Genomic DNA, 17,964 nt, shown 5'->3' with positions numbered 1-17,964 from the left:
TGATCCAGACAGCGGATCAACCGACGAATACTAGCTACAACCCGATCGATTAGCGACTAAAAGCGCAAAGAGAAACATGAGCTTAACACTAATGCGGACAATTCTTGTCGTAGAAGATACCCCTTCGGAAATGGAATTGCTCAGTCACTATCTACGAGAAAGTGGCTATGCAGTGATTGGTGCCGTAACCGCGAAAGATGCCCTTGATAAAGCGATCGCGCTCAAGCCTGATGTAATCGTTACCGACGTTGTAATGCCCGGAATGAGTGGCTATGAGCTATGTCGGAGCCTCAGAAAAAATCCTGAAACTGAGAAAGTACCGATTATTATTTGCACCTCCAAAGGTCAAGAAATCGACAAACTCTGGGGAATGCGACAGGGAGCCGATGTCTACATCACCAAGCCCTTTACGCGAGAAGAATTGATTCGTGCTGTGCGATCGGTTGGAGGCTAACCCCATGCAAACGTCTGCGTTGACGCTACTTCAAGATCGACCTCAAAAAGCGATCGGAGAGTCCTACCTCAAGTTTGAAATTGGCCAGGGAATTCCGGTCATGTTTGGCATGAAGCAAGTTCAGGAAGTGTTGGTGTTATCGCCGCAGCGATTGACTCCGATGCCTAATATGCCTGCTTGTATTCTTGGTCTCACCAATCGTCGCAGTCGTGTGCTGTGGGTGGCTGACCTGGCAAATCTGCTAGAGGTTGGCGCACTAGATAGCAGTCCTCAACAGTATGATCTGGTGATTTTGAAGTCGAGTGCCGGGTCGATCGCTGTTGCGGTCAAGCAAGTCAATGGTCTGCTTTGGGTCAATCCCGAATCGGTGCAGCCGCCTCCAGAACACATTGCAGTCAGCCTAATTCCTTTCCTGCGCGGCTGTGTCTTACAGGGTCAAGAACTCCTGCTGGTATTAGACGCAGAGTCGATCTTGCAGTCCGCTATTTTTCAGGGGCAGTGAGGCGATAAGAGCCGGAAGACAAGAGACAAAAGACAAGAGATAAAAGACAAGAGACAAGAGACAGAACTGAACCCTTTGGTTTATCGCTCACACCTCACACCTCACACTCAGGAAGCCCTGCATCATGCCGTGTTCACCCCCTTACTTGCTTGAGAATGTCTTATGGTCGATCAAATTAATGCAACCAAAGATTCCAACTCCTCGTCTCGTTTGCCGTTGAGTCCGACGGATAGGATGGCGATCGAGACCCACTTTTCTCCTGTGCCAGAAGTCTCAAAAGCTCAAACTCTGAGAGGCCAACTGCGGCGGATGAGCCTGAAAACCAAAGCAACGGCGATCGCGCTGGCCATTGGCACGCTTCCGGTATTGGGGATCGGCGCAATCGCTTACTACATTGCGGATCAGGCGGTTAAAAAAGAAATTATTACCACTCAACAAGCAGCGGCAGCGGGACTCTCTGACAAGCTCAATCGCTTTATGCTGGAGCGGTATGGAGATATTCAGGTGTTGTCGCGGCTGCCCATTTTGAGCAACTCTAAAATCAAAGAAAACACCTCGAATGATGAAAAGCAAGCGGTTCTTGACCAGTTTGTAGAGGTTTATGGCAGCTACCAGAATATTGCAGTGTTGGATCTCGATGGCAATGTGCAGTTGCAATCTCGCGGATCAAAGCTATCTAATCAGAAAGATCAGGATTATTTTCAATCGGTGTTGCGGAGCAATAATCCTTATGTAGAACGGGTGGTCTCTTCCTCGACTGCCAACGATTCTGCCCTTTATTTTGCGGCTCCAGTGCGGGATAGCGTAAGCGGAAAAACGATCGCCATTGTTCGCACGGTGGTCACCCTGCAAAAGATTGAGGATGTAATCCGCGACTATCAGGTTTCGGCGAGAGACTACTTTTTGCTCGACTCGACGGGTAAGTTTTTTATCGCGTCCCAAAAGGAGGAAGTCGGACGAGACGCAAAGCAAGATTTTCCGGGGTTAGACAAACTGCAAGCCGATAAGAAAGCAGGCACCTTTGTCTCGACCAATCAACTCGATCGCACTCAACAACTCGTCAGCTACGCACCGGGAACTACGCTACAAGGCTTGCCCGCTCTTGACTGGGAAGTGATGTTGGCGGCGGATACCGATGTGGCGTTTGCGGCTCAAAGAGGACTGTTGACGACGCTGGCGATCGGGACATTTATCACAGCGCTGTGGGTCGGCATCTTGGCGGCGGCGATCGCACGTAGAGTCACCCGTCCGATTTTGGAAGCGACGCAAGCCGTCGAACAATTGGGACAGGGCGCGCTCAATACGCGGGTCGAAGTGCAGGGAGAAGACGAATTAGCGGGGTTGAGTACCAATATCAACCAGATGGCGGATCAGCTACAAGACCTGCTCTATCGTCAGACTCTGAGCGCCCAGCGATCGCAGATTCTCAGTGAGACGGTGGTGAATATTCGTAAATCTCTCAACTTTGATGACATTCTGCAAACCGGAGTCGATGAAATTCGCAGTTTTCTCAAGGTCGATCGCGTCGTGATTTACCGATTTAATGAAGACTGGCTCAGTGGCACCATTACCGCCGAGTCGGTTGGGTCGGGCTGGATTCGGGCGATGGGCAAGACGATCGAAGATCCGTTGAAACCAGGGGATATCGATCGCTATCGCAGCGGCAGAATTTGGTTTACCGAAAACGTCCACAATGGGGATCTAACACGCTGTCACTGTGAGATCTTAGACCGTCTAGAAGTCAAAGCCAACATGGTCGGCCCCATCTTGCGAAATGGATCTCTGATTGCATTAATCTGCGCTCATCAATGCTCTAGTACTCGGAAATGGGAACCGGAAGAAATCGACTTTTTTGCACAACTGAGTACACAGATCGGATTCGCACTAGATCAAGCTTATTTATTAGAACAAGCCCAGCAAGCTCGCCACGAAGCCGAAGCGCTTTCAGAAGAGCGACGACAGCAAAAAGAAGACCTGCAACTCCAGTTGTTGAATCTGTTGGGTGATGTGGAAGGTGCTGTGATGGGCGATCTCACCGTGCGGGCAGATGTGACGGCGGGCGACATTGGAACGGTAGCCGACTTCTTTAACTCGATCGTTGAGAGTCTGCGGCAAATCGTCACCCAGGTCAAACAGGCGGCCATTCAGGTCAACACGTCGCTGGGCAGTGATGAACAGTCGGTTCGCAATCTGGCGGTAGAAGCGCTTCAACAAGCCGAAGAAACCACTCGCACGTTGGCCTCAATGGAGGAAATGATGCGATCGATTCAGTCAGTTTCTGATAGCGCCCGTCAAGCGGCCGAGGTCACGCGCACTGCGTCCCAAACAGCCGAAGAAGGCGGCACAGCAATGGATCTGACGGTGCAGAACATTCTGGGTTTGCGAGAAACGATCGGAGAAACCGCCAAAAAAGTCAAACGTCTGGGAGAGTCATCTCAGCAGATTTCTAAGGTCGTCTCGCTGATCAATCAAATCGCCCTGCAAACCAATCTCCTCGCTATCAATGCCGGGATCGAGGCAGCCCGCGCAGGAGAAGAAAGTCAAGGATTTGCGGTCGTTGCCGAAGAAGTGGGGGAACTGGCGGCTCGATCGGCGGCCGCTACACGAGAAATCGAACAAATCGTCGCCACCATTCAGCGCGAAACCAGCGAGGTGGTCGATGCGATGGAAGAAGGCACCACCCAGGTCGTCAAAGGAACGCGCCTCGTCGAAAACGCCAAACAAAGTCTAGAGCAGATTCTCACGGTTTCACGCCAGATTGATCAGATTGTACGATCGATTTCGGATGCCACCGTGTCTCAAGTCGAAACCTCACAAGCTGTCACCAATTTGATGCAAGACATTGTACAAGTGGCAGGTCGCACCTCTGATTCGTCTCTCCAAGTCTCCCAGTCTCTCCGCCAAACCGTAGAAGTCGCCAGAGACCTGCAAGCGTCGGTCGGAGCCTTCAAAGTTGAGGGATGAAGTGAGGGGTTGCCGCTGGCGGCACGCTTCGCGAGAGGGATGAGGGATGGACAAAAGTCTAGTTCTGTCTCCCGTTCTGTCTCTTGTCTTCCGTCTTCCGTCTTCTCACTTCTCCCTCCTCCCTCCTCCCTCCTCACCCTTTCATCCCTCCTCCCTTCTTAAAAAACTATGTCACACGATAAGGAACTCGAAATTCGCCGCCAGTTCCTCGATGAGGCGCAGGAATATCTGGACACGCTGGATGCGGCGCTCATTGGGTTGGCAGACCATCGAGTGGATGCTCAAAAAATTAACGCGGCACTGCGATCGGCTCACTCGATTAAAGGTGGAGCGGGCATGATGGGCTTTCAAATGCTCAGTGATCTGGCTCATCGGCTCGAAGATTCGCTCAAAGTGCTCAAGGTTGATAAGACGATCGTTATTAGTGCTGCGCTCGAAAATTTGTTGCTGAGAGCCGTGCATTGTCTGCGGCAGGTGATCGAGTGCGATCGCCAGAGTGTAACCCTTGACTCTAATTGGATCGAGGCAGAAGTCGAACCGATTTTTACGCAACTCCACCAGCAGTTAGGCGATCCTCAAGATGAGAGTGCTGCTTCGCTGCTGTCATCTGACGAAGGACAGGATATCGTTCCGATGTTGTTTGAGACGGAGGTGGAGGGCTGCTTGCAGCGGTTAGAAAGCGTCTTAGAAACGCCAGATCAGCCCTGTTTGCAAGAAGAACTGTCGATTTTGGCGCAGGAGCTAGGCGGGTTGGGCGAAATGCTGCAACTCCCGGCGTTTAGCAGCTTGTGTGAGTCGGTGACCTACTGTTTGGAAGTGGGGGATCACGAGGTGGCAGCGATCGCTCGTTCTGCGTTGCAAACTTGGCGACGGGCGCAGGCCTTGGCGATCGTGGGACAGTATGCCGAAATTCCGGGGATGATTCCGCTGATGACGCAGCCGGGCCTCAAAGAGCCAGACAATATGGGATTGAATGACCTGTTATCTGACGATGGATTGGAGGCTTCGGAGTCCTTGCTGGATTGGGAGGCGGTTGCGGCAAGTGATCCTCAAGAGAGTGCGGCGGAGTCGCTTTTAGAAGAGGAGCCTGCGTGGTATCTGGAGGCTTTGTCGTCGGATTCGGTGGCTGTAGATGACGAGGGCTTTACGGAATTGCAGCCTGCAAAAGAGTCCCAGACGCAAGCGGCCCAGGCTGATTTTAAGGTGTCTGACTTTAAAGTATTGGAGACGCAGACAGAGCCAGAAATGCTGCCTGAAAGCGATCAAGATTCCACGGTGCGCGTTCCGGTTAAGCAGTTAAATCAACTCAATGACTTGTTTGGCGAATTAACGATCGACCGCAATGGTTTAGACCTCTATCTCAAGCGGCTTCGCAGTCTGGCTCAAACGCTGCACGATCGCCTCCAAACCCTGGATCACGTCAATTCTGAAATGCGAAATGCTTACGATAAAGTCACCGTTTCTAACTTTGGCTCTCCGATTCTTAATCGCGGTGTAAAACTTCTGAGTGCAGGTTCTGATGACACTTCTGAGAATGGTAACGCTAATACCCTAACGCTCAATTCCCAAAGCACAAAATTTAAATCTCAAACTTCAGATTTTGATGCTTTAGAACTGGATCGATATAGCGATCTCCATCTGCTTTCACAACAGGTGATGGAAACGCTGGTACAAATTCAAGAAGTCAGTGAAGATATCGATTTGAGTCTGGATGATACCGAGCAGGTAAATCGCAATCTCAACAAAACAGCGAAACAACTGCAATCAGGATTGACTCAACTGAGAATGCGTCCTTTGTCGGATATTCTCGATCGCTTTCCTCGTGCTTTGAGAGAGTTGTCACTTCAGTATGGTAAACAGATTGATCTCAAGGTGATAGGGGGAAATACACTCGTCGATCGCAACCTTTTGGAAACGCTAAACGATCCCTTAATGCATCTACTTCGCAACGCTTTTGATCATGGAATCGAAACGCCTGAAACCCGTGTTCTCAAAGGCAAGCCAGCCGAGGGAGTGATCGAGATTCGCGCCTTTCATCAGGGCAACCGAACGGTGATCACAGTGCGAGATGATGGAGAAGGGATCGCGATCGATAAGATTCGTACCAGAGCCGAGCAGATGGGCTTAGATGCGACTCTCTTAGCAGCGGCCAGCGATGAAGAACTGCTGTCACTGATTTTTGAACCGGGATTTAGCACTCGCGACCAAGTAACCACGCTATCGGGGCGAGGCGTTGGTATGGATGTCGTGCGGAGTAATCTCAAACAAATCAGGGGCGAAATCAAGGTCAACACGCAGGCTGGACAGGGCACCACCTTTACGCTGTCGATTCCGTTTACGCTGTCTACGGTGCGCGTGCTGCTGGTCGAAAGTCACAAAATGCTGCTGGCCTTTCCGACCGACATTATCGAAGAGATGTTTTTGCTCAAACCAGAGCAGATTATTCAAACCGCAGGCAGCGAAGTGTTGAACTGGCAAAATCAACCCGTTGAGCTAATTCGTCTTCAGCGCTGGCTCAATTTTAACTGCGCTCGATCGCGCTACAGTTTTGAAGCCGTTCCGACGATCGCTGCCCCTGCTGTAGTGATTGTCAATCAGGGAACTCAGAAGTTTGGGCTGCAAATCGATCGCTGCTGGGGTGAGCAAGAAGCGACGATTCGCCGAGTCGAGGGCAATCTGCCACTTCCGGCGGGCTTTAGCAACTGCACGATTATGGGAAATGGTCGCGTGGTGCCGCTGGTGAATGTTTCGGAGATGCTGCGCTGGCTGACGAGCTACGAACGGAGTACCCCTCCCGAATTGCCGCCTCTGCCGCCGACTCCTCGCCTGAGTGCTGATCATCAAACGATTTTGGTGGTCGATGACTCGATTAATGTGCGGCGCTTTTTGGCTCTGACGCTAGAGCGAGCAGGCTATCGAGTTGAGCAAGCCAAAGATGGACTCGACGCGCTGGAGCGATTGGAAACGGGGACGCTGATTCAAGCTGTGATTTGCGACATTGAGATGCCTCGATTAGATGGATACGGACTGCTGGCCAAAATGAAGGCGAATCCGACGTTAGAACGGGTGCCGATCGCCATGCTCACCTCACGCAGCAGTGACAAACACCGTCAGATCGCTACAAATTTGGGTGCAAACGCTTATTTTTCAAAACCCTATAACGAGCAGGTGCTTTTACGAACATTGGCGCAACTGATTGAAAGTAGTGCTCTAAATTAGCGGGGAGACTTTAGACCTTAGACGAATGGGTGTGAATTTGATGAAAGACGTTCTCATCTCCAGAATTGGGGAGTTGGGGGGCAGAAGATTCAAACAACGAAGCGAAAGAGCCTACTCAGACTCACATTACACCAAACGCTTGCGCTGTCGAGCGTCCAACGTCCAACGTCTAGATTCCAGCGTCCAACTTATGATTCACTAGTAATTTTATCAACAATAAGGAGTGTGGGTGTGGAAATTCGAGGCGATCGTTCCTCTGGGTTGAAGTGGTTTAGTGATTTGTCGATCGGACGCAAACAAGCGATCGCGCTGATTGTCTGCGAATTGGTTCCGATTTTGGCGTTGGGGGTCGGCTCAACGATAGTGATCACCAGTAGTTTACGCACGCAGATACAGGCGCAAGCCAAGTCAGAAGTCGCTGTGACGGAGACAAACTACAACATCAAAGTGAATCAAATGGGATTTGGCTCACGCGGTCAATCTGATAACCCTGCGATCTTCAACGCAGCAAAAAATCAACAGCAAGGACAACCCATTCCTGAAGATCTGCGGAATCAAGTTAAACAAATTCTGCAAAATGAAGTCAAGGCGAGAAAAATAGAATATGCAACGCTGGTCAGTAAGGATCTGCGAATTGTAATTAATGCTAATAAAAATCGTTCTAATGAAAAAATTACCGCTCCCAACTTAGCCGATCTGGTCAAACAGTCGATCGCCAGCGGACAACAAATCAAAGCCAGCGAGACGATTTCTAAAGACGAACTGAGCCGAGAAGCCCCTCCCCTCCCGCAGGAAATTAAGGACGATGGGCTGATTCGCTATGTGGTGACTCCGGTGAGAAATCCTGAGAATCAAGAAGTGATTGGTGCGCTGATTTTTGGAGATGTGGTCAATGGCAAATTGCCGATCGTAGAAAGTACGCTTAAGGCATTTGACGGTGGATACAGTGCGGTTTATCTGCGGCGATCGACGGGAGACTTTTCTTTGGCAACCGCCCTCGACCAGAACAGTTCTCAACCTGTGTCCCTTACAGATACATCGGTGTTGACGGATGCAGTCCGCGCCAAAGGGCAAGCGGTCACTCAGCGATTGGAGGTGGGCGGCCAAACTTATACCGTTGCTGCAAAAGCCGTCCCCAATCGGATCGTCGAAACTCCGGAGGGGCCGTCTCCTGTTTATAACGATGAGTCGATCGCCATTCTGGTGCGGGGCACGCCCGAAGAGACCCTGAATCAGTTGATTTCTAAAAGTTTGCTGCAAGAAGCGATCGTGCTGGCGATTTCTCTATTGCTGATTGTCGGCTGGAGCCTGCTGTTTCGGCGGACGGTTCTCAAACCGATTCAACACTTAGAGCAGACAACTCAGGAGTTTGCTCAGGGCGATCGGTCGGCGCGGGCTGAGGTTTTTTCTCAAGATGAAGTGGGGCAACTGGCGATCGCGTTTAACCAGATGGCAGACAATCTCTCGGCTTCAGAAATTGCGCTGTCGGGTGAAGCCTCTCGTCAAGAGCAGCAAGCCAAAGAAGCGAAAGCGCTGAGTAACATTACCGAACGAATGCGACGATCGCTGAATGCTGATCAGATTTTACAAACCTCGGTTGAAGAAGCGCGTGATTTTCTCAGAGCCGATCGCGTCGTTATTTATCGGTTTGAAGATTACTTATTAAATGCGAGTGTGATTGCTGAATCAGTTTTATCTGAGTACGCAAAGATTATTACAAGTGTGGTCGATAATCCACTGGATCTTGATCACTTTGAGCAATACATGACGCAATCTAACTGGATTGTCAACGACACCGATCGAGAAGATATTCGGCCACGTCGTCGAGATTATCTGCGACGGTTTGAAGTCAAGGCAGAGATGGCGGTTCCGATTTGGCAGGGCGGGCGGGCGATGGGCTTACTCTGTGTTCACCAATGTTCTCAACCTCGCCAATGGCAACGCTTTGAAACTGACTTTTTGATACAGCTTGCGCCGCAAATTGGGTACACGCTGGATCAAGCTCAACTTTTGCAAGAAAAGCAAGCTGCGCTGCACTCTTCCGAGACGCTCAAAGAGTCGCTTCAGCTTCAAATTGTCGCGCTCCTTGAAGAGGTAGAAGGGGCATCACGGGGCGATTTGACGGTGCGCGCCGAAGTGACATCCGGTGACATTGGCACGGTGGCCGATTTCTTTAATGCGATCGTCGAAAATCTGCGCCAAATCGTTCTTCAAGTCAAGCAGTCTGCTACTCAGGTCAGTCGTCTTTTGGGCGAAAATGAAGGCGAAATGAAACAACTAGCCGAAAACGCCCTTCAGCAAACAGAGGAAACGACTCGCATTCTCAACTCAGTAGAGCAGATGACGCGATCGATTCAAACGGTCGCCGAACGCGCTACTCAGGCCGCTACAGTCGCCCGCAAAGCCTCCAATGTCGCAGAACTGGGTGAGTCTGAAATGGATTTAACGGTGAAAAATATTCTCAAGCTGCGAGAAACGATCGAAGAAGCTGCTAAAAAAGTCAAACAATTGGGCGAAGCGTCTCAGCAGATTTCTAGAATTGTGTCGCTGATCAATGAGATTGCTGTCCAAACTGACCTGCTCGCTATCAACGCCAGTCTCGAAGCGTCTCGTGCCGGGGAGCATGGGCGGGGTTTTGCGGTCGTGGCTTCAGAAGTGGGAGAACTCGCGGCGCGATCGGCGGCGGCCACACGAGAAATTGGGCAGATTGTGGAGGCGATCCAATTGGAGACGCGATCGGTGGTCGAAGTCATGGGGCAAGGGACGGCTCAGGTCGTCAAGGGTGCCCATTCGGTCAAAAATGCCAAGCAAAGTTTGATTCACATTGTGCATGTGTCACGCCAGATTGATGAACTGGTACAGTCAATTTCTGAGGCAACGGTTTCTCAAGTGGAGACTTCGCGATCGGTGACGAGTTTGATTCAAGAGGTCGCCCAAACTTCTGCCAAAACTTCTGATTCGTCGCGCCGCGTCTCTGGCGTGCTGCGGGAAACGGTGCAGGTGGCTCAGGAGTTGCAGTCTTCGGTGGGGATGTTTGAGGTGGGGAGCGGGAGGGATGAGAGATTGATTTAATCGAATTAAGCATCGTCGAGAAGTATATGGCTGATGTGACGCTAATGAATTGAGTTGCGTTGTGGCGATCGCTCCCTATTTAGAGTTGCTGCAAGCGATCGCTCTTCCTCATTTCATCTCTTTTCTCACCTGCTCTCGTAACTTCATCACCCAATCTTCTTTGTAGCCAAGTTTGATCGTGCGATCGAAATCTGAAAGGCACGATCGTTTCAGGAGTTTGCAGAAGATCAACACCGCAAGTATGGTCTGTCATCTGATCTATGAAGTATCGCATTGAGATTTCTAGCTTGGCAGAAGCTGAAGCAGATAGCGCGTTTCTGCGGTTGTCTCAAGTTACAGACCCAAGGAGGGCAAGCCATAACGCTTCAGAGATGCCTGATCGCGCAGCGCGGGGTTCTTTGAGGTCGGGCGATCGATTAGACTAGATGAGCGACGTTACAGGATAACGAGGCAGACTATGGCGATTGTTGTCACCCTGAGTCCAGATTTAGAAGCATTGCTGCGTGAGCGGGCTGCTCGGCAAGGTCAAAATGTCAATCTTGTTGCATCTGAGCTATTGGCAAGCGTTTTGGAATGGGAAGCGCAAGACCTGGAAGAAGCGAAGACTGGAATTCAGCAGGGCCTAGATGATTTTGAGGCGGGTCGATCGCGATCGTTTCGGGAGTTTGCAGAAGATCAACACCGCAAGTATGGTCTGTCATCTGATCTATGAAGTATCGCATTGAGATTTCTAGCTTGGCAGAAGCTGAAGCAGATAGCGCGTTTCTGCGGTTGTCTCAAGTTACAGATCTAAGGAGGGCAAGCCAATGGTATTCAGAGTTGCTGCAAGCGATCGCTTCTTTATCTCAAATGCCAAGACGCTGCCCCCCTGCGCGTGAGAATGAGTATTTTAGTCAAGAAATTCGACAACTGCTTTACGGTCGTGGACGCAACTCATACCGCATTATCTTTACGATTTTAGAAGGGCAAGAAGTTTCTACCGTTCGGATTTTGCACATTCGACACGGCACACAACAGACGCTTGGTGAAGATCCAGAAGAACCCAAAGCGACTTAACCGCCATAGAGGTCTTCTCGACGGAAGGTTAGATCAGGGGAAGCTAACCCAACAGGATAGGTTGAAAATTGCAGGGACGATCGCTGTGAAGTAGAGGCAGATTGCTCATCAATCACAATCACGACTTGATGCTGACCGGGAGAAATATCAGGCGGCACTTGTAGAATGAGTTGCCCATCTTCGGTGATTGTTGCGGTAGCTTCGATCTCTTCGAGTTACCCGCAAGGGGTCGTTCTCATACCGTTCAGAATTGTTTGAGTTTAGTCTAACGCTTCACGGATGGTCGATCGAACCTTTGTCAAAGCGCGATCGTTGAGTGTAGGGTTCTCTGAAGTGGGGCGATCGCTTAAACTAAATGAGCAATGCTAGATGGAACGGCTATGCAAGTTAAAGACCTTACGATTAACGAACTGAAAACTCTGATTCGAGAAACGGTCATGGAAGCTTTGGACGAGTTTTTGCCAGACCCCGATGAAGGCGCAACGGTTAAAGAGGAACTTCAACAAGAGCTTTTGGAGATTCGCAAGCGTAGAGCGTTGGGAGTTCGTGGCATTCCAGCAGATGAGGTGATGCAAAAATTGGGACTGAGTCGCCAATGAGCTATTGGGTTGAATATGAGTCAGAAGCGTTTGCTGATTTAGAGCGGCTAACTCAGACACTTCGAGAGCGAATCGTTAGTAAGATTCATTGGCTGGCTGAGAATTTTGACCAAATTACGCCACAGCCTTTGACCGCTAATCTATCGGGCTTCTTTAAACTAAGAGTCGGTGATTACCGAGTGATTTATGAATATAGCCAGGAGGAAAGAGTCATTTTTATCAACCGGATTAGGCATCGACGAGAAGTTTATGGTTGATTCCGTAAGAAGGTTGAGATTAGTTCTGGCGCTGCGCCTGGTCTTTTCATCAAGGGGTTGATAGGCATCCCAAAAAGAGGGCAGGGCTGTCGAGTTCATAGCTGGTCGTAGTCTAGTGGGCTAGAAAGCCCTTGAGCAATCTCTTGTTTGGCACGTCGAGCCGCTTCGATGAGCTTTGTCTGAGTTTGCTTGAATGAGTCATCCCACTGAAGTTCGTCTTGCAGGTCGTCGATGTATTCGCGAAGATGATCGATAACCTGCTCTTGTAGGTTCTCAGGCAGAGATTCCATCATCTTGACTACGGTGGCGATCGTTGGAGACGACATGACTAAAATTCCTTCTGCTGGTTTCATGATTTTACCCTAACACCTATACCGAGAGCAGCCGATCGCTCCTCATCCTCCCCAACTCAAAACGCTCCTCATTTCATCTGTTTTCTCACCCGCTCTCGCAACTTCATCACCCAATCTTCTTTGTAGCCAAGTCCGATCGCACGATCGAGATCTGCAAGGGCACGATCGTACTGCTGCTTTTTGAAGTAAGTTAACCCCCGATTGGCATAAGCCAGTGCATAGTTGGAATTGATTTGGATGGCTTGGTTGAGAGTTACGATCGCTTCCTCCAATTTGTTCTGTCTATACAGCGCATAGCCTAGACCTGTATAAGCTAAGGTATCTTTGGGGTCAAGCTCAGTGGCCTTGCGGAGGGCGCTGACTGCCTCATCAATCTTGTTTTGGTTCCCCAGCGCAATGCCCAAATTGTAGTGAGATTTGGCATTTTTGGGGTCAAGCTCAGTGGCTTTGCGGTAGGCAATGATTGCATCATCCGGCTTGTTTTGGTTATATAGAACAGTGCCCAGATTGTAGTAAGCTTTGACATCTTTGGGGTCAAGCTCAATGGCTTTGCAGTAGGCAATGATTGCATCATCCGGCTTGTTTTGGTTCCTCAGCGCATTGCCCAGATTGTTGTAAGCTAAGGCATTTTTTGGGTCAAGCTCAATGGCTTTGCGGTAGGCAATGATTGCATCATCCAGCTTCTTCTGGTCAGATAGCACAGTGCCCAGATTGGTGTGAGCTTTGGTATATTTTGGGTCAAGCTCAATGGCTTTGCGGTAGGCACTGACTGCCTCATCCAGCTTGTTTTGGTTATACAGCGCCAGTCCCAGATTGTAGTAAGCTGCGGCATATTTGGAGTCAAGCTCAATAGCTTTGCGGTAGGCACTGACTGCCTCATCCAGCTTGTTTTGGTTTATAGCACATTGCCCAAGCCATACCGGGCAGTTGGATCACTCTGATCGATCTCGATCGCCCGCCAGAACTCTGCCTCGGCTGCTGGGTAATCTTTCTTCTGCTGATAGACAACTCCGCGACCCATTAAGGCGAACGTGTTGCGAGAATTTTTATCAATCACTCTTTTCAGAATATCTAAGGCACTGTCGTAATTTCCCTTTGCGCTTTCAGCTAAGGCATCGCTGAACTGCCACACATCTCGAATATTCTTTTGTTTTTCGGCTAAGTTCGTGTTGGTCGTGTTGAGCTTTGCTTCTTGTCGCTTCAGCAGTTCTTGCATCGTTATTTGAGCCTGTTTAGCGCGATCTGCCTGTTGAACTGCATCTTTCGCGTTCTGAACTGCAACGATCGCCTTCTGATCTGCAACCGTCACCCTTTTTTCTGCATCTTTCGCCTTCCGATCTGCAAACGTTGCCTTCCGATCTGCAAATGTCACCCTTTTTTCTGCACCTTCCGCCTTCTGAATTGCAAATGTCGCCTTCTGATCTGCATCTTTCGCACTTTGAGCTTGAGAGAAGGCATAAATTCCTGCGATCGTCGCGATCGCCACCGCAACAGGCACCACGATCGCCGCCAGCTTCACCCATCGCTGTGCGCGTTCCCCTTTTGCCAGCAGTAGATTATAGTCATCCTCAACCTGACGACTGGTAGTAATATAGTCTCGATGCAACTCAGTCAGAATCGGCTCCTTTTCTGCACTGGCCGTCAGCCAATATTCTGCATCTGTCAGGTCAATTTTTCGCAACAAAAAGCTGTCATCTCGTCCCCGTTTGTTCCATTCGATTGCCTTCACCAATAATCGAGTATGCGATCGCGTATGCTCCAGATCGGTGTCGATCGCCTTTACCAATCGCGCAAACGCAGGCTCAAAGTCGTCCTGTTCTCGCAAAAAAATCCAGTCCAGCGATCGCAGTGCCGAATGAACATTGTCTGCCTCTCGACACACCACAGGAATCAACCGCTTTTTGTGCAAAACCGCGTAGTCAACTTCTTTGTTGCAATACTCAGATGCCACCGAATCGGGACTGATCACAAAAATGAACGTATTGGCCGCCTCAATGCCCGTCTCGATCGCCTGCCAAAAATCTTCCGCCGCCTGAATTGACTGCCAATCGACCCAGGTATCCCGATTTTCACCCTTGAGCGCCCCCAGCAACCGCCGAGCAAACTCACCATCTCGCCGCGAGTAGGAGATAAACACATCATGGTCAACTCGATTTCTAGCAGAACCGGAGATCAAAACGGCACTCTCGCTCATGCCCGTGTTTCCTTTACGCGATCGCTGTGCCCAGATTAACAGAAAGATTTACCAGAAGGAAAACTACGCATCCCTGTTGACTCATTGACGGTTAGAAGATGTCCTGATTTAACGTGAATTCGATGGAGTTTTCTCACTTCGTTATTCAGCACTTCTGCCCCCCAACCCCCCAATTTTGGGAGACTTTGAGACAATATTTCTCGTTCAAAGTCCCTCACTTGTGGGGGATTTAGGGGGCTGAAGCCGATTGGAACGAAGCGAGTCACTCTCATCGAACTGACGTTAAGAAGTGAGTCTTAGGAACGAAAACCAAATAACATTGACTTCTGTAGCGATTGTCTTGAAAGTCAATTAGGAGTAGCCCTGTGTGACGCTGGGTAACCCCATGACCGATCGATACTTGGCTTCGATTTGAGCGACCGAGGGAGCCTGGCGTTTGGTACTCCATTCGCTGCGATGGAACAAATTTTGTCTCAATTCGTTGACGTTGACGTTGCACATTTCGCCATCTTTGACAATTAGATTCCCATTCACCCAGGCGTGTGCGACAGCGTTGACCGGACGACCTAAAACCAGTAACCCAATTGGATCAGTTCGCGGTAACAACGATAGACTCATCAAGTCATACAACACTAAATCTGCTTTCTTGCCAACCGTTAACGATCCCATGTCGTCGGCTAGATTTAAACCTTTCGCACCGCCTAACGCGGCCATTGCGATCGCTTCCCTCGGCGTGATCCAATGGTGATAATCCAGGTCAGTCACATTGTGCAAAATTGAGCCGACTTTGATCGCTTCTAACAAGTCTTGCGAATCGTTGCTGGCGGAGCCGTCACAGCCGATCGCGACATTCACCCCCGCCTGACGATATTTGAGAATGGGAGCGATGCCACTGCCCAGACGCAAGTTACTCAGCGGATTGTGAACCACGGTCGATTGCGTAGCGGCCATGATTTCAATATCGGCATCGTCTAGCCAAACGCAGTGAGCCAGTGAGGTGCGAGGACTGAGATAGCCAATTTTTTTCAGATGTTCAACCGCGCTACAGCCATACTTTTCTTGAGCGAGAAGCTGCTGCGCTTTGGTTTCGAGTAGGTGCGCGTGACGACAAAGATTGTAGCGATCGCTCAACTCAATACAGCCCTCAAACAACGCATCCGAACAAAGCTGGGTGCCCGTGGGCGCGACGAGAATATTGACCCCCTGATCCGGGCGGTGAAACTGCGTCACGGCTTCTTGCATCAAGGCCAAAGTCGCCTCCGTCGGTCGCACATAGGTCTCGCGTTCTGACTCACCGCCCCCCGTGGGAATGCCGCTCGACATCGCCTCATCCTGAATCAGCGGGGCCACAAATGCCCGAATTCCAACCTGACGATAAGCCCGAACCGCAGCCGCGATCGTCTCCAACTCCTTCCCCGGAATCAACACCAAATGATCGACAACGCTCGTTCCCCCAGTCAGCAAGGTTTCGACGGCGGTGCCAACGGCGCTCAGATAGGCTTGCTCAGGATCGAGTGGTGAGAAGTCATACAGTTCGGCTAACCAAAGCTCTAACGGTGTGGGAGGAATGATCCCCCGTTGCCACATTTCTGAAGAGTGGGTGTGAGCATTGACAAAGCCAGGAAGGAGTAATTTGTTGCGCCCGTCGATCAGGGTGCCGATCGGTTCAAGGTGAGGCGCGATCGTTTGGATGCGATCGTGTTCAATGTAAATGTCTGTCGTCTCATAGCCTTGGTCAACTGGGATCAGAGCGTTTTGAATGGTAAAAGTCATGCAGGGAAGGAGGTGAGGAGGGAGGAGGTGTCGAATGTAGCTCGTGAATAGTTTGTACTTGGGAACGATCGGGCATCCGCTATGTCTGCTACCGTTCCTAGTCAGCGGCGGCAGATCACCTTTGTATCACCAACAAGATCTTGATACCGTCCGCTGCACCAAGGTTGTTAGCCTGCGTCAAAGGGGTAACTTTGCAATGCGATTTACCCACTCCTCTGCACTGGATACTGCCCAAACTAGCAGCAATTCCTCAATAACAACTTCAATCGATAGTTTTCTCGAAACGATGATAACTCCTGAGCTTTGACTGCTGGTAATAAACGTGGCGAACTCCAATGGCATCGTTCTGCGATCATGACTGACGAGAATACGCCCTTGTTCTGCTGCGATTGCCAACACTTCTGGATCTTTAACACCTTCCAATCCAGCAGCAAAAGCGGTTTGAAAATCAATTGTAGGTTCTCACCGTAAAACACCCGTTACAATCGCCTGATTCAAATCAGCATCAGCCTGATAACGTATGGTCACAATTCTACCTGCCGCTTCGCTGCCTTCGCTGCCATAAGCTTGTTATACAAAACAGGATCAGTGGTTTGTAGCGGCTGGGACATAGCGTCAAACGCCTCCTCCTCTGCTGCCAAGTAAGCGTCAATCTCAGTACGATTGGCAAGATAGAAGGCGATCGCACCATAAACCTGCTCAAGGGTTAACAACGGAAAAGACTGAACAATACTTTCAGGTGATAACCCTTTCTGGAAAACGTAGACAATCGAGTCAAGAGAAATCCGAGTTCCTTCTACCCAGTAACTCTCGTTTCGGTACTCTACATAAGATTTTGGTGCTAAGACTGGCATAGATTGGCTTTGACTCAACTATCTAAATCATAGATGAACCTGACAAAGTTGACGATGACGTTTATCCGGCTTTAGGGCATATTTTAGTTTGCCTCCAATGACTTAGAGAATAAGCAAATCCACTCTTTAAAGGTCATACACAAGCTTCCCCTCAAGCTGAATAGCCTCAACCTTGGACTTCAAAAGAGACTCGAAAGAGTTTTCTCCTTCTAAAAGAAGAACAAGTTCTTTTAAGGTAAAAAGCACAATAATTTTCTGATTAAGTGCCTTCTGAATATTGATGATTGCTGCATCAGTATAACCAGAAGCTGAGATAAAGATACCGCGAACATCAGTCCTCTCAAAAAGGCGCATGACATGCTGTGCAACATCACCAGCACCCAAAGCTTCTTTCCACCACTTCATTTCAACAAGATAAAGATGGCTGTTCACCTCAATAGCTCCATCAACTTGCTGAATTACTCCTTCATTGTTTTCACCTTTTATAGTGAAAGATTCTCTGATCAAAATTCCCTCACTCTCAAACAGGCTATTCAAAATTACTTCTAGTTGCTTCCCTCGCTTCTTGGTCTCACTCTCCTGATAAAGAACGATTAATTCAGATCGAATAGCTTAGGGACTTGCCAAGAAATAGAATCCCGGTCATTCTAGGGGAGAAGAGTTCCCT

General features: G+C 49.7%; 19 protein-coding genes. 10 read left to right on the top strand and 9 right to left on the bottom strand.

Features of this window, described 5'->3' with window-relative positions; translation table 11 throughout:
* The first annotated feature begins 76 nt into the window (after positions 1 to 76).
* The 5 genes from ACKFKH_RS05995 to ACKFKH_RS05975 all read left to right on the top strand — a co-directional run bounded on the left by ACKFKH_RS05995 (position 77) and on the right by ACKFKH_RS05975 (position 10,211).
* Complete coding sequence (locus tag ACKFKH_RS05995) at positions 77 to 454, top strand: response regulator transcription factor (RefSeq protein ID WP_446857338.1); 378 nt, start codon at positions 77 to 79, stop codon at positions 452 to 454.
* Positions 455 to 458: 4 nt separating this feature from the next.
* Entirely contained in the window at positions 459 to 956 is a 498-nt protein-coding gene (locus tag ACKFKH_RS05990) for a chemotaxis protein CheW (protein ID WP_446857337.1), read from the top strand.
* A gap of 162 nt (positions 957 to 1,118) precedes the next feature.
* Positions 1,119 to 3,920 (top strand): methyl-accepting chemotaxis protein, encoded by a 2,802-nt coding sequence (locus ACKFKH_RS05985; RefSeq protein WP_446857336.1) that lies wholly within the window; start codon positions 1,119 to 1,121, stop codon positions 3,918 to 3,920.
* Between the two features lie 168 nt (positions 3,921 to 4,088).
* Entirely contained in the window at positions 4,089 to 7,139 is a 3,051-nt protein-coding gene (locus ACKFKH_RS05980) for a hybrid sensor histidine kinase/response regulator (RefSeq protein WP_446857335.1), read from the top strand.
* A 231-nt stretch (positions 7,140 to 7,370) separates the two neighbouring features.
* The gene (locus ACKFKH_RS05975; RefSeq protein WP_446857334.1) at positions 7,371 to 10,211 is read left to right on the top strand and encodes a methyl-accepting chemotaxis protein; all 2,841 of its coding nucleotides are present in this window, start codon (positions 7,371 to 7,373) and stop codon (positions 10,209 to 10,211) included.
* A gap of 79 nt (positions 10,212 to 10,290) precedes the next feature.
* On the opposite strand, the gene ACKFKH_RS05970 is transcribed toward ACKFKH_RS05975, so the two are convergent.
* Positions 10,291 to 10,464, bottom strand: a complete 174-nt coding sequence (locus ACKFKH_RS05970; protein ID WP_446857333.1) for a hypothetical protein — start codon at positions 10,462 to 10,464, stop codon at positions 10,291 to 10,293.
* Positions 10,465 to 10,471: 7 nt separating this feature from the next.
* Between ACKFKH_RS05970 and ACKFKH_RS05965 the strand changes: the two genes are divergently transcribed.
* The 3 genes from ACKFKH_RS05965 to ACKFKH_RS05955 are packed head-to-tail and all read left to right on the top strand — an operon-like array spanning position 10,472 to position 11,267.
* Positions 10,472 to 10,636 (top strand): hypothetical protein, encoded by a 165-nt coding sequence (locus tag ACKFKH_RS05965; protein WP_446857332.1) that lies wholly within the window; start codon positions 10,472 to 10,474, stop codon positions 10,634 to 10,636.
* Positions 10,637 to 10,668: 32 nt separating this feature from the next.
* Positions 10,669 to 10,923: a hypothetical protein gene (locus tag ACKFKH_RS05960; RefSeq protein ID WP_446857331.1), complete on the top strand. Its 255-nt coding sequence runs from the start codon at positions 10,669 to 10,671 to the stop codon at positions 10,921 to 10,923.
* Entirely contained in the window at positions 10,920 to 11,267 is a 348-nt protein-coding gene (locus ACKFKH_RS05955; RefSeq protein ID WP_446857330.1) for a type II toxin-antitoxin system RelE/ParE family toxin, read from the top strand. Before ACKFKH_RS05960 ends, ACKFKH_RS05955 begins: the two co-directional genes overlap by 4 nt.
* On the opposite strand, the gene ACKFKH_RS05950 is transcribed toward ACKFKH_RS05955, so the two are convergent.
* Entirely contained in the window at positions 11,264 to 11,425 is a 162-nt protein-coding gene (locus tag ACKFKH_RS05950) for a hypothetical protein (protein ID WP_446857329.1), read from the bottom strand. The two genes, ACKFKH_RS05955 and ACKFKH_RS05950, sit on opposite strands and share 4 nt — an antisense overlap.
* 222 nt (positions 11,426 to 11,647) lie before the next feature.
* On the opposite strand from ACKFKH_RS05950, the gene ACKFKH_RS05945 reads away from it, so the two are divergent.
* Together ACKFKH_RS05945 and ACKFKH_RS05940 are read left to right on the top strand one after the other, a co-directional pair.
* Positions 11,648 to 11,866 carry a hypothetical protein gene (locus tag ACKFKH_RS05945; RefSeq protein ID WP_446857328.1) on the top strand — a complete coding sequence of 73 codons (219 nt, stop codon included), beginning with the start codon at positions 11,648 to 11,650 and terminating at the stop codon, positions 11,864 to 11,866.
* The gene (locus ACKFKH_RS05940) at positions 11,863 to 12,123 is read left to right on the top strand and encodes a type II toxin-antitoxin system RelE family toxin (protein WP_446857327.1); all 261 of its coding nucleotides are present in this window, start codon (positions 11,863 to 11,865) and stop codon (positions 12,121 to 12,123) included. Before ACKFKH_RS05945 ends, ACKFKH_RS05940 begins: the two co-directional genes overlap by 4 nt.
* A 95-nt stretch (positions 12,124 to 12,218) precedes the next feature.
* On the opposite strand, the gene ACKFKH_RS05935 is transcribed toward ACKFKH_RS05940, so the two are convergent.
* From ACKFKH_RS05935 to ACKFKH_RS05905, 7 genes are all read right to left on the bottom strand, one after another.
* Positions 12,219 to 12,476 (bottom strand): hypothetical protein, encoded by a 258-nt coding sequence (locus ACKFKH_RS05935; protein ID WP_446857326.1) that lies wholly within the window; start codon positions 12,474 to 12,476, stop codon positions 12,219 to 12,221.
* A gap of 68 nt (positions 12,477 to 12,544) precedes the next feature.
* Positions 12,545 to 13,360 (bottom strand): tetratricopeptide repeat protein, encoded by an 816-nt coding sequence (locus tag ACKFKH_RS05930; protein ID WP_446857547.1) that lies wholly within the window; start codon positions 13,358 to 13,360, stop codon positions 12,545 to 12,547.
* A gap of 11 nt (positions 13,361 to 13,371) precedes the next feature.
* On the bottom strand, positions 13,372 to 14,670 hold the full coding sequence (locus ACKFKH_RS05925) for a TIR domain-containing protein (protein ID WP_446857325.1): 1,299 nt from the start codon (positions 14,668 to 14,670) through the stop codon (positions 13,372 to 13,374).
* Positions 14,671 to 15,021: 351 nt separating this feature from the next.
* Positions 15,022 to 16,443, bottom strand: a complete 1,422-nt coding sequence (locus ACKFKH_RS05920; RefSeq protein ID WP_446857324.1) for an amidohydrolase — start codon at positions 16,441 to 16,443, stop codon at positions 15,022 to 15,024.
* 177 nt (positions 16,444 to 16,620) lie between these two features.
* Positions 16,621 to 16,896 (bottom strand): DUF5615 family PIN-like protein, encoded by a 276-nt coding sequence (locus ACKFKH_RS05915; protein ID WP_446857546.1) that lies wholly within the window; start codon positions 16,894 to 16,896, stop codon positions 16,621 to 16,623.
* A gap of 71 nt (positions 16,897 to 16,967) precedes the next feature.
* Entirely contained in the window at positions 16,968 to 17,297 is a 330-nt protein-coding gene (locus ACKFKH_RS05910) for a DUF433 domain-containing protein (RefSeq protein WP_446857323.1), read from the bottom strand.
* 126 nt (positions 17,298 to 17,423) lie between these two features.
* Positions 17,424 to 17,891, bottom strand: a complete 468-nt coding sequence (locus ACKFKH_RS05905; RefSeq protein WP_446857545.1) for a restriction endonuclease — start codon at positions 17,889 to 17,891, stop codon at positions 17,424 to 17,426.
* Between the last annotated feature and the right edge of the window lie 73 nt (positions 17,892 to 17,964).

Source organism: Phormidesmis sp. 146-20, from assembly GCF_052939475.1.
Note: the sequence above shows the minus strand (reverse complement) of the source record. Positions and strands in the feature narration are given on the sequence as shown.